The following is a 12,334-nucleotide window of genomic DNA, read 5'->3' as shown; positions in this document are numbered from 1 at the left end:
TTTTGCTGCTTAGCAACACTATGAATTGTTGTGAAAATCGCTATCAATTGTTCTAAGCACTGTGCATACTCACTCTACAATTAAATCGTCAGCAACAGTCCGGACCGCCTACGTGATTGATTCGCAAAGGAAATAATTGCTGGCAGGGATGTTCTACGAGCACTGGCAGCGATGCCGGCTCCTTGGTTCGATCATGTCACTGTCATCGGGGGTCTCCATGGCTGTCGTTTTCCAATTAAGAAATTGCTGCTTTGCACAAATTCTCTTGGCCGGCATGACGTTTTCCTGCCAGTCGAGGGCCGCCGACACGCTGGTCATGCCGGAGAACCCGTTTCAGCGGGCGGCCGCCGAGGAAGCGAAAATACCGCGCGCTGACCACTGGGATATCTACATGTCCGGCTACGCCTACCACGACCGCGATACCTACACCCGCAAGCAGCTCGACAAGATGAACGAGAATACCTGGGGCGGCGGCCTCGGGCGCACGCTGCGTAACGAGAGCGGCAACGACGAGTCGGTGTACGGGGTGATCATCCGCGATTCGAACAACCGCCCGCAATGGATGGCGGGCTATGCCTATCAGTGGATGTTCCCGGTGGTGTCGAAAAAACTCGAGGTCGGCGTGGGCCTGACGGGCCTGGTGATCCGCCGTTACGACTGGTACGGCGGCCGCCCCTTCCCCGCCCTCCTGCCGGTGGCCTCGATCGGCACGCCGAATGCGCAGCTGGTGGCAACCTATGTGCCGCATCTGTCGATGCGCAAGGCGACGGGCAATATCGTGCTTCTGATGCTCAGGATGTCGCTGTAAGGCGCCGCCAGGCTCCTGAAAAAAAAAAGCCGCACAGCGCCCGCCAGGGAGCTGTGCGGCTGGAGGCAGGCGGGGCGCCGCCCTCCAGGCAAAGCCTCAGACCACCATGAAGTCGCCGCTAGTCAGCGCCAGGTGCACCCCGACGACGGCAATCTTGACTGCCGCGCCGGCGCCGGAACCGTCCGCATCGTAGTAGAGGTTACCGCTGGCCTTGTCGTACTGGATGTAGTCGTTGGCATCGAGGGCGGATGAGCCGAGTACCTTGAAGTTGGCGGACGCAAGCGTTCCTGTGGCCGCCAGCTTCGTGAACACGGCGTTTTCCAGGCGTATCGTGTCTTCGGCGGCGAAGTCGGTGATGACGTCGACGTTACCGGTGTTGTTCAAGGCCGTGCTGAACGTGAACCAGTCGGCACCGGCGCCACCGGTCAGCACGTCGTTGCCGCCGCCGCCGTTGAGGTAGTCGTTGCCCGCCCCGCCGTCGATGGTGTTGGCGCCCGAGCTCCCCGTCAGGGTGTCGCTGTACTTCGAGCCGATGAGGTTCTCGATGTTGAGCACCGTGTCAGCGCCGGAGATCCCCGAGGCCGTCGTCGCCGCCGCGCCCAGCGCCAGCTTCACGCCGGCCGTGCCGGAGGTCGCGGTGGCGGTGGCATACGCGAACGACAGGGTGTCGGTTCCCGCGCCACCGTCGATCGCATTGCGGCCGGTGCCAGCGTAAATCACGTTGTTCAGGTTATTGCCGGTGGCGCTCGTGTCGCCATTGAGCAAGCGCAAGTTTTCCACGTTCGCGCCCAGCTTGTAGCTGATCGTCGAGATGACCTGGTCGATGCCGCCCGCCGTCCTGGCGTTCGTTTCCAGCACCAGGTCGCCGGCGTTGTCGACATAATACGTGTCGTTGCCGTCGCCGCCGACCATGGTGTCGGCGCCGCCGGCGCCATTGAGCGTATCGTTGCCTCCCAGGCCCTCGAGCCTGTTGGCCAGCGTATTGCCGTACAGGATATCGTTGCCGGTGAGCGAACCGCGCACCTGCTCGATGTTCGACAGCTTGTCGCTTCCTCCCTGGCCGTCGGCCGCGATCCCGGTGGCCAGGTTGACGTTCACCGCGGCGCCCGCATAGCTGTAGTCCACCAGGTCGGTACCGCCCATGCCGTTGATGGTGTCGTTGCCGCCGCGTCCTTCGAAGGATTCGAAGGCGCCCGTGTCGCTGCCGGTGAGGATGTCGGCGAAGTTCGAGCCACGGACCGCCTCGATGTTGAGCAGCACGTCGGTGCCGCCGAAGCCGTCGGCGGCGCGGCCCGCGCCCAGGCCGCCCAGCACGACGCTGACCGCCGCGACCGAACTGGTGTAGTCGGCGCGGTCGAAGCCGGCGCCGCCGTCGATCGTATCGTCGCCGCGCTCGCCGCTGAAGAACTCCAGGCCTTCGCCCGGGACGTCGCCGTTGTCGGCATTCCCGCCAACGAGCGTATCGTTGAAGTTCGAGCCGCGCACGCCTTCGATGCCGGTCAGCTCGTCGATGCCGCCGCTGCCGTCGCGGGCGATCCCGGTGGCGAGATTGACGTTCACGCCAGCCAGCGCTTCGATGTAGAGCGCCTGGTCGAGCCCTCCGCGGCCGTCGATCAGGTCGTTCCCCGCGCCGCCGTGGAACTGCTCGACCAGGTCGGTGTTCGAGCCGAGCAAGATATCGTCCAGATAAGTGCCGAACACCTGGTTGATGTTGGACAGGATGTCGGTGCCTGCGCCGTTGATGGCGGTGCCCAGGGCCAGGTCGACCTCGACAGCACTGTCGGCATAGTAATAGGTGACGCGGTTGCCGTTCGTATCGTTGTAGCGGTCGGTCACGGCGCCGCCGTTGATGACGTCGTCGCCGTCGCTGCCGTCGAAGATCTCGAGCACCGCGCGGCTGCTGCCGGTCAGGACGTCGTCGTACGAGGAACCGATCACGGTATTGATGTTCACCAGGCTGTCGACACCACCGAACCCGTCATAGGCTTTGCCCGTCGCCAGGTTCACCACCACGCCCGTCTGCGACTGGACATAGTTCATCGTGTTGCCGTCCGTATAGCCGATCAGATCGGTGATGGCGCCGCCATCGATGGTGTCGTTGCCGGCGTCGCTCCAGAACCTGTCGCGGCCGGCGCCGCCCTGCAGCTTGTCGTTGCCGTCGCCGCCATTCAGGAAATCGTTACCGGCGCCACCGACGAGGATGTCGTCGCCATCGAAACCGCTCAGGTTGTTGTCGCCTGCATTCCCGGTAAGGCTGTCGGCATAGCGCGAACCGACGACGCCTTCGATGTCCACCAGCTTGTCGGCATGGCCCCAGTTATCGATCGCGGTACCGGTGGCCAGGTTGACCGTCACGCCGCCGCCCGTGGCCATGGCACCGTTGCTGTAGTCATTGGTATAGCTGACCGAATCGATGCCGGCGCCACCATCGAGGGTGTCGGCGCCCGCGCCGCCGGCCAAGCGATTGATGCCGCTGCCGCCCCGCAGCACGTCGTCGCCGCTGCCGCCGTCGAGATAGTCGTTGCCGTCGCCCGCGGCGAGCGTGTCGTTGCCGTCCTCGCCGTAGAGACTGTCGTCGCCGGCACCGCCTTGCAGATTGTCGTTGCCGGCGCCGCCGGAGAGATAGTCGCGGCCGTCGCCCGCCATGATGAGATCGTCGCCCGCGTCGCCGCGCAGGCTGTTGGCGAGCGTATTGCCGGTGATGGTGTCGTTCAGGGCGGAGCCGGCCACATTCTCGATGCCGGCGAGGGTGTCGCTGTTGCCCCAGTTATCGCGTGCGGTCCCGGTCGTCAGGTTGACCGTCACGCCCACTGTGCCGGAAGGCAAGCCGTTCCAGTAGGTGATTTCGTCCACGCCATCGCCGCCGTCGATCTTGTCGTTGCCCGCGCCGCCGGAAAAGCGGTCGCTGCCGGCTTCGCCCAGCAGGGTATCGGCGCCCGCGCCGCCATCGAGCCAGTCGTTGCCGGCGCCGCTGCGGACGGTATCGTTGCCGCCGCCGCCGAAGAGGTTGTTGTCGGCCAGGCTGCCGGTGATGCTGTCGTTGAAGTCCGAGCCGTTAACGTCTTCGATGCTGAGCAGCTGGTCGGTATTGCCCCAGCTGTCGACGGCGACGCCGGTGGCCAGGTTGACGGTCGCGCCGACGCCGCTGGCCGGCGCCGTGCCGGACGCGAACCAGTAATACGCGCCGTCGCGCCCTTCGCCGCCATTGAGGATGTCGGCCCCCGCGCCCCCCACGAGCCGGTCGTCGCCGGCACCGCCGTCGAGCGTATCGGCACCGTCGCCGCCGTCGACCCAATCGCTGCCGTCGCCGGCGGCGATGGTGTCATTGCCTGCCTCGCCCCACAGGCTATTGTTGTCTGCGCTGCCGGTGATGGTGTCGGCGTAGCGCGAGCCGATGGCGTCTTCGATGCCGGCCAGGCTGTCGGCATGGCCCCAGTTGTCGACGGCGCTGCCGGTCGCCAAGTTGATGTTCACGCCCAGCCCGGTCGCGGTAGCCGTGATGTCGACATCGTCCCGGTAGTTGACCGAGTCGCGGCCGGCGCCGCCGTCGATGATGTCGGTGCCTGCGCCTCCCGCCATGTAATCGTCGCCGAGGCCGCCCAGCAGGTAGTCGTTGCCGGCGCCGCCGATGAGGCCGTCGTTGCCTTCTCCGCCACCGAGGATGTCGTTGCCAGCCTCGCCGTTCAGGTTGTTGGCGTCGGCGCTGCCCGTGATCGTGTCGTCGAAACGCGAACCCGTCACGTCTTCGATGCCGCTCAGCGTGTCGGTATTGCCCCAGTCGTCGGTGGCGCTCCCGGTCGCCAGGTTGACCATCACCCCGCGTCCGGCCGGTGCGGGGATGCCGTAGTCGTTCCAGTAGTCGGCGCGGTCGATGCCGTCGCCGCCGGCCAGCGTGTCGCTGCCGGCGCCGCCGGTGAGCGTGTCGCGGCCCGCGCCGCCGTCGAGTTTGTCGTTACCTTCTCCGCCCTGCAGGTAGTCGTCGCCACTGGCGCCCAGGAGGGTGTCGTTGCCCGCGTCGCCGTACAGGTTGTTGTTGGCGGTGTTGCCGGTCAGGCTGTCGTCCAGGCGCGAGCCGGAGGCGTTCTCGATGCCGACGAGCGTGTCGGCATTGCCCCAGTTGTCGACCGCGGTGCCACGATACAGGTTGACCGTCACGCCGCGCCCGCTCAGCTTTGCCGAAGCATCGTAGTCGTTGCCGTACTGGACGTAGTCGTTGCCGGCGCCGCCGTCGATCGTGTCTGCGCCGGAGCCGCCCGCGAGCGAATCGTCGCCGAGGCCGCCCTGCAGCTTGTCATTGCCGGCGCCGCCGTCGATCCAGTCGCGGCCGCCGCCGGCGTCGAGCGTGTCGTTGCCTTCCAGGCCTTGCAGGCTGTTGTCACCGGCGCTGCCGGTGATCGTGTCCCCGAAGCGCGAACCGGTGACATCTTCGATGCCGGTCAGTTTGTCGGTATTGCCCCAGTTATCGGTTGCCAGATTGGAGACCAGGCTGACGGTCACGCCCACACCCGTGAGCGGCAGATTGCCGTATTCGACGCGGTAATCGATGCGGTCACGGCCGTCGCCGCCATTGAGCGTATCGGCGCCGGCTCCGCCTGTGATGCTGTCGTCGCCCGCACCGCCCTGCAGGTTATCGTTGCCCGCCCCGCCGTCGAGCCAGTCACGGCCGTCGCCGCCACTAACCGTGTCGTTGCCGTCGCTGCCCCACAGGTTGTTATCGCCGGCGTCGCCCGCAATGGTGTCGTCATAACGCGAGCCGGTCACGTTTTCGATGGCGATCAGCGTGTCGATGTCGCCCCAGTTGTCGATCGCCGCCCCGGTGGCGAGATCGACCGTCACGCCCAGGCCGGTCGCGTCGCGCCCGGAACCGTCGTAGTTGTCGTCAAGGTAATTGACGGAATCGTGGCCCGCGCCACCGTCGATCCGGTCATCGCCGCTGCCCGCGTACACGTCGTCGTCGCCCGCGCCGCCGGTGATGGTATCGTCGCCGCCCCGTGCAAAGACATAGCCGCCGGCGTCGGACATCTGGATGAGGTCGTCGCCTTGGCCGGTATGGAGGTTACGGATGCCATTCAAGGTGTCGGTGCCGATGTCGGCGCCGGTAGCGGTGCCGGCCTGCAGGTCAACGACCACGGCGGCGCTGGCGTCCCCGTACATGACCACGTCATTGCCTCCGTTGCCGTAGACGGTGTCGTCACCCCCGCCGGGGTGGAACCAGTTTCCGCCGGCGGAGCCGAGCAGCGTGTCGTCATGGCTCGACCCGGTAACGTGCTCGATGCCGACCAGGGTGTCGGTGTTGCCCCAGTTATCGATGGCCATGCCGGCCAGCAGGTTGACCGTGACGCCGGCCGGGCCGTCCTCGTAGCGGACGGTGTCGCCCACTTGGCCATCGGCGCCGCCATCGAGCGTATCGTTGCCGGCGCCGCCGCTCAGCGTATCGTCGCCTTCAGCGCCGTAGAGGGTGTCGGCGTCCTCGGTGCCCACGAGCCAGTCCGGGTCCGCGGTCCCGGCGATGATCGCCAGGGTACCCGCGTACTGCTTCGCTTCCAGGGCGCTGGACGTGACGGCGCCCACATGTGCTTCGAGTTCCCAGTTGCCGCCGAGCGCAGCGGCACCCGTCAGACCGGTCGAAGCCGCGATGTCTGCGCCGGTCGCGCGCGCCAGTTGCTGCAGGAAAAAGCCGCCCGCGGCGCCCTTGCCGACGTCGCAGCCATACAGCAGGATGTCGCCGCCCTCGTCCAGGCTGGCGCCGATCTGCGCCAGCGCCGCCGCATGGCGCGCCAGGCCGGCGGCGTCGATGCCGGTGCTGCCAAGGCTGACCTGTCCCGCGCTGCCATGCGAAACGAGGTGGATGGCGCCGAGGCCGCTCTCGCCCGCGAGGGCGGCGGCGATCTGCGCCAGGCCGTCCTGCGTACTGTCGAGCAGGACGATACGTATCGCATCGCCGGCCCGTTCGACGATCGTTTCCCACCCCACGACCGACGGGTCGACAAATATCACTTCACGGCTATGGCTCATGCAGGCTTCCTTATAGTGGCACCAGGATTACAATTCTATAACTTACCGTGCGGAAAATAAAATGGCCGTTCCCGCGCCGGATCGGGCCATCAAAAGAAATCGATGCAGTCAGGGCCGCCCGTCCCCTGATTGCATTTACTGCCGGCTAGACAACGAAGAAGTCGCTTGCATCCAGGACGGGTTTCGAACCAATCGTCGCGATCTGGATCGCTGCTGCGCTTCCATAGCCATCCGCGTCGTAGAACAGGGCGCCGGTGGCCTGGTTGTAGATGATGCGGTCGAAATAGCCGTCGGCAGCCGCGCCCAGGTGGAATTTGCCGGGGTCCAGGGCGGTGCCGGACTCGGGAACATACATTCCAAGCGAAAAGATAGCGTCGTCGAGAACGATCTTGTCCACCCCGTGCACGAAATCGGTGATCGTGTCGATATTCGTGCTGCGCAAGGGGGTATTGAAGACAAAGCTGTCGCTCCCCGCGCCCCCCGTCAACACGTTGTTCGCGCCATTGCCGGTAATCTGGTTGCTCGATGCGTTTCCGGTAGCGTTGATGGCGGCCTCACCCTTGAGCGTGAGATTTTCAACATACGCGCCCAGGGTATAGCTGACCGACGACTCGACGGTATCGACGCCATTGCCCGCATACTCGATCACGATGTCGCCGGCGCGATCGACGACGTAAATGTCGTTACCGCGACCGCCGATCATGCAGTCGTCACCGCCGCCGCCGTTGATGATATTGTCGCCGTTATTCCCGACGATCTGGTTGTTCAGCGTGTTTCCGGTGCCGTCGATATGCGCCGCGCCAGTCAGGGTGAGGTTCTCGACGTTCGACGACAAGGTGAAATTCCCGGTACTCAGGACCAGGTCGGTTCCGCCGCCGGCCAGTTCCACCACCGAGTCTTCTTCGCCCTGGACAAGGTAGGTATCATTGCCTGCTCCGCCCGTCAGGACATTCGCGAGGCTGTTTCCCATCAGCGTATCGTTATAGCCGGTTCCGATGGCATTTTCGATCCGGGCTTCGGTAATCTGCGTCATCCCCTGCGTCAGGGCGGTGACGAGATTGGAGCTGTTGGCCGCCAGCGTCACCACCGTGCCGAACCCGAGCTGCTCAACCAGGTCATTGTAGTAATGCTCGTTTCCCGCGGTGACGGCAAAGATCGGCACGATCCCGGTGGCGACGAGCTTGGCTTTGAGCAGTGGGACCGTCGGATAATCTTCGAGTTCCAATATCGCATCGCCATCGTTGGCGACATACGTGGTGTCGCCGGCGACGTGGTAATCGGCGTCGGTCATCACGATCGCCGTGCGGAAGGAGCCCGACCGGAAACCCACCTCGCTCGCGTGCGTGGCAGCATGGAGCAGCGCTTCGAGCTGGGCTTCGGGTGTGTCTCCGCCGTCTCCGATACCGAGCTTGCCAAGCGCACTGGTCAGCGCTGACTGGCTACTGGTGAGCGCCAGGTCGGTACGGTAGACGTAGCTGTCCTTGTCGATGAAGGAAGCGAGTCCGAAGCGGTTATCCGTCTGAATCGACGAGAGCACGGCCCCGACCTGCGGCACCAGCGCCTTGACCGATGCCACGTCATCGCCGAAAGAACCGGAGCAGTCCTGCAGGAACAATACGTCAAGCGGTGCATCGACCACGCCGCCAGCGGCCAGGGTCACCATGCGCCCGTTGATATTGCTGGTGCTGCCGGGCGTCAGGTCGATGCTGACGCCGCCGGCCGCACCGGAGGCATCGAGCGTATCGACGCCGATCGCGTCTTCGATCATGATCGAGCCGGAAGTGCCTGCCACGACATAGGTGTCATCGCCGGCGCCACCGTTCATGGTGTCGTCGCCCAGCATATCGATGAGGCGGTCGTTGCCGGTTTCACCGATCAGCTGATCGTTGCCTGCCCCGCCACTCAGGGTATCGTTGCCGGCTTTGCCGTTCAGGACATTGTTCGCGCTATCGCCGGTCAACTTGTCGGCGTAGCTGCTTCCCGACAGGTTTTCAATACTGCTCAAGCTATCGAGGCCGGAGCCGCCGGTTGATTGGGAAGCCTTATTGACCGCTACCGTCACCCCCGCCAGCGCAGTCGCATAGCTCACGGTATCGTTGCCGCTGCCGCCATTGATGACGCTGTTCCCGACGTTGGCGGTGATCAGGTTATCCATGGCATTGCCGGTCCCCGACATCGCGCCAGTGCCGACCAGCGTGAGGTTCTCGATCGACGTCAATGACGCCAGCGAAAAACTCACCGTCGACTGCACGGTATCCGTGCCGCTGCTGTCGATAATCTTGTCGGTGGTGGTATCCACTTTGTACAGGTCGTTGCCGCTTCCCCCGTCCAGCGTATCGACGCCGGCCCCGCCCTCCAGGGTATCGTTGCCGGCCAGGCCGGACAGCTTATTATTGGCGCTATTTCCCAGCAGCGAATTGGCTGCGGAATTACCCGTTCCGTTAAGCACGCCCGAGCCCATCAGTTGCAAGTTCTCGACGTCAGTCGCCAGGGTGTGCGTCACATAGGCCTGGACTTTGTCGGTTCCACCGGTACTCGTTTCGGTGATCCGGTCCGAGGTATCGCGCACCACGTAGGTATCGTTGCCCGCGCCACCGATCATGGTGTCGGCGCCAGCGCTCCCGTCGATCACGTTGGCGGCTGCGTTGCCGGTAATCCGGTTGGCCATTGCGTTACCGGTACCGTTGATCGCCGCGGATCCGGTCAGGACGAGGTTCTCGATCGTGCCAAGCGCAGCGAGGCTGAAACTGACGCTCGAATTGACCTGGTCGACACCTGCAGAATCCAGGATGCTGTCTTTCGTCGTGTCGACCACGTAGATATCGTTGCCGGCGCCGCCGTTGAGCACATCCGTGCCGGCGCCGCCATCGAGGGTATCGTTACCGTCGCCGCCACTCAGCGAATTATTTCCCGAGTTGCCAGTCAGTTTGTTGGCATTGACGTTGCCGGTTGCTGAAATGGCGGCCGTCCCCGTCAGGACGATATTCTCGACATTGAGTAGACCTGCAATGGAATACGAGATGCCTGCATTGACCGTATCCGTCCCTTCATTGGCCAATTCGGTGACCACGTCGCTGGCCGCGTCGACGACATACACATCGTTGCCGACACCACCCAGCATCGTGTCGGTGCCAAGGCCGCCGTCGAGGCGATCGTTACCCTCGCCGCCTGTCAGGCGGTCATTGCCGGCGGCGCCGAGCAGCGTGTCGTTGCCGTTCAGGCCACTCAGAACGTTATTCGCACTATTGCCGGTGATGACATTGTCATTCGCGTTGCCGGTGCCATTGATGGCCGTGCTGCCGGTCAGCGTGAGGTTCATCTGGTAGCCGGCAGCCAGGGTCGTGGTCGTTGCGGCGGTCACGTTTTGCGTGAAGTTCGCCAGCGTCGACAGTTGGGTGCTGGACATCCCGACCAGATATGCGGCCTCCATCGACGACATTGCGTTGGCCACTTTCGTGGCTGCCGCCTGCTCCGTCGCAAACCCATAAAAATGCATCAACGTTTTTGTTTCGCCGACAGCCAGGCTAATGGTGTAGGTGGTGGAGGCGACATCCTGGCGGGTAAAGCTGGCGGACGACGCAGACTTGATACCGCCGGACACCACGTGGACCATTTTTTGGCCGTTGTACGAAAATGCTGCGCTGTCCGCCATGTACCAGTCGTCGTTCGACGAATAGGTGGCATCTCCACTCGAGGTGGTGGCGACCCGCGTGTACGAGTCAAAATAAAAGTCGTCGGCAAGCGAGACGGTGAAGGTTTTCGCCGTCGTGCCAGTATTGGTCAGGCTCTCGACCTGGCGCAGGAAATCCTTGCCGACGTAGGCACTCCGGGTCACCGCGAGCCCATAGGTGGTACTCGTCGCGCTCAGATTCTGGGTGTTCGCCGTCGTTGTCGGTGCGCCCCAGGGCAAGTAAGCGGAATAGTACTCGCCGGCAGGCGTGACGCTGAATGAGGTCGAATCGAACATCGAATAGCCAAGCACGCTGGCGTTATCAATATTTCCGTAATTATCCAGGTACCAGGTCTGCCCATCAGCGTTCGTATTCGTCAGCACTATTCTTCTCCTAAAACATTAATTGGTCACAACTCGTCCTGCGCAAATCGCGATGGCGCAATGCTTGCACGTAATTCGATGACGATGGGGGCGCTACAGTTGATCCGCACTATCTCGACGACACTGTGGGTCGCCGCCGGCTGGCATTTCCTGCCAGGGTAAAGCCAGGCCGGACTGCGCTGCTTATCGATCCGATTCGTTTCGCCGTCGATAACATGGTTTCTATGACGCGTAACCTGCTTATATTTAATTGCGATAAAAAGTATAACGATAAATACTGCAAAAAGGAATTTATTTCCGACTGAATGTTTTGCAAACCTCCACCGTCATGATGAGGCCTGGCTCGGTATTTACGCGCAGATGAAACTAGAAGGGCTGGACCCTGTGCAATACAGAATCCAGCCCTGGCTACCTGGCGAATCAACCGTCCAGCTTTACGGATGTGCAGCTGGTTCATCAGGGATAGAAATCGTCGCTGCCGATGAACGCGAAGGCGTCGCTCGAGCCCGAGAGGTCTTCGGCCCTCCATCATGGTATCGACCGCGAACCCACGGTCATTCCGGGCGCGACCAGCATCGCCGGCCTGGCCGCAGGCGCCAGCACCGGCAGCGACAGCCTCTACGACATCGAAAACGTCAAGGGATCGGCATGCAACGACGTCCTCTCGCGCAGCAAGGCCGCCAACCTCATCAACGGCATGGGCGGGACCGACTCCATGATCGGTGGCGACGGGAGCGACACCTACTATGTCGACAACGCGGGCGACCTGGCCATCGAAAGCAACACCAGCCGCACGACCGGCGGCACCGACACGGTCTTCTCGACGGTGTCCCATACTCTTGCAAGCAATGTCGAGGTCCTGCACCTGGGCGGGAGCAGCGCCATCAACGGCACCGGCAACACGCTCGACAACCTGATCCATGCCGGCATCGGCGCCAACATCCTCGATGGCAAAGAAGGCACGGACACGCTGTCGTATGCCGACACGACTGCCGCAGCCGGCACCACGACCGGAGTGACGTTGGACCTGTCGAAAATCAACAGCTCCGGCCAGGCGACCTCTTCCGGCGCTTCCGGCAAGGACCTGGTCAAGGGCTTCGAAAACCTGGCCGGCTCGCGCTACAACGACGTCTTCACCGGCAGCACCGGCGCCAACGTCCTCAATAGCGGCGCCGGCAAGCCACAACGTCGACCGGCTTACGGACTTCTCGGTGATCGATGACACCCTCCAGCTGGACAACGCCGTCTTCGCCAGGCTGGCCACTGCGGGCACCCTCAACGGCGCCTACCTGCGGGTCGGCAGCGCGGCGCTCGATTCCAATGACTACGTGATTTATAACAAGGTCACCGGCGCGCTCAGCTATGACGCCAATGGTTCCGGCAGCGCTGCAGCAGTCCAGTTCGCCTGGTTGGCGACAGGCTTGTCGCCCCTCGGCACGGACTTCTTCGTGATCTGA

General features: G+C 63.5%; 5 protein-coding genes. 3 read left to right on the top strand and 2 right to left on the bottom strand.

All coding sequences use genetic code 11. The annotated features are described in order from the left end of the window. Window positions 1-274: 274 nt before the first annotated feature. A complete protein-coding gene (locus tag AC1MEM_RS09275) occupies window positions 275-808 on the top strand; it encodes a hypothetical protein (RefSeq protein WP_499476777.1) in 534 nt (177 codons plus the stop codon). A gap of 96 nt (window positions 809-904) precedes the next feature. On the opposite strand, the gene AC1MEM_RS09270 is transcribed toward AC1MEM_RS09275, so the two are convergent. Together AC1MEM_RS09270 and AC1MEM_RS09265 are read right to left on the bottom strand one after the other, a co-directional pair. Next, window positions 905-6,823, bottom strand: a complete 5,919-nt coding sequence (locus AC1MEM_RS09270; protein WP_499476776.1) for a DUF4347 domain-containing protein — start codon at window positions 6,821-6,823, stop codon at window positions 905-907. A gap of 145 nt (window positions 6,824-6,968) precedes the next feature. Further along, window positions 6,969-10,877: a hypothetical protein gene (locus AC1MEM_RS09265; protein ID WP_499476775.1), complete on the bottom strand. Its 3,909-nt coding sequence runs from the start codon at window positions 10,875-10,877 to the stop codon at window positions 6,969-6,971. 481 nt (window positions 10,878-11,358) lie between these two features. On the opposite strand from AC1MEM_RS09265, the gene AC1MEM_RS09260 reads away from it, so the two are divergent. Both AC1MEM_RS09260 and AC1MEM_RS09255 read left to right on the top strand, forming a co-directional pair. Then, on the top strand, window positions 11,359-12,099 hold the full coding sequence (locus tag AC1MEM_RS09260; RefSeq protein WP_499476773.1) for a hypothetical protein: 741 nt from the start codon (window positions 11,359-11,361) through the stop codon (window positions 12,097-12,099). Continuing rightward, complete coding sequence (locus tag AC1MEM_RS09255) at window positions 12,089-12,334, top strand: hypothetical protein (protein ID WP_499476771.1); 246 nt, start codon at window positions 12,089-12,091, stop codon at window positions 12,332-12,334. Before AC1MEM_RS09260 ends, AC1MEM_RS09255 begins: the two co-directional genes overlap by 11 nt.

It is taken from the genome of Telluria sp. AIW5 (genome assembly GCF_056680575.1).
Note: the sequence above shows the minus strand (reverse complement) of the source record. Positions and strands in the feature narration are given on the sequence as shown.

Coding starts and splice junctions, on each gene's coding strand:
- AC1MEM_RS09275 (WP_499476777.1), top strand. CDS start 275: ATGACGTTTTCCTGCCAGTCGAGGGCCGCCGACACGCTGGTCATGCCG.
- AC1MEM_RS09270 (WP_499476776.1), bottom strand. CDS start 6,823: ATGAGCCATAGCCGTGAAGTGATATTTGTCGACCCGTCGGTCGTGGGG.
- AC1MEM_RS09260 (WP_499476773.1), top strand. CDS start 11,359: ATGAACGCGAAGGCGTCGCTCGAGCCCGAGAGGTCTTCGGCCCTCCAT.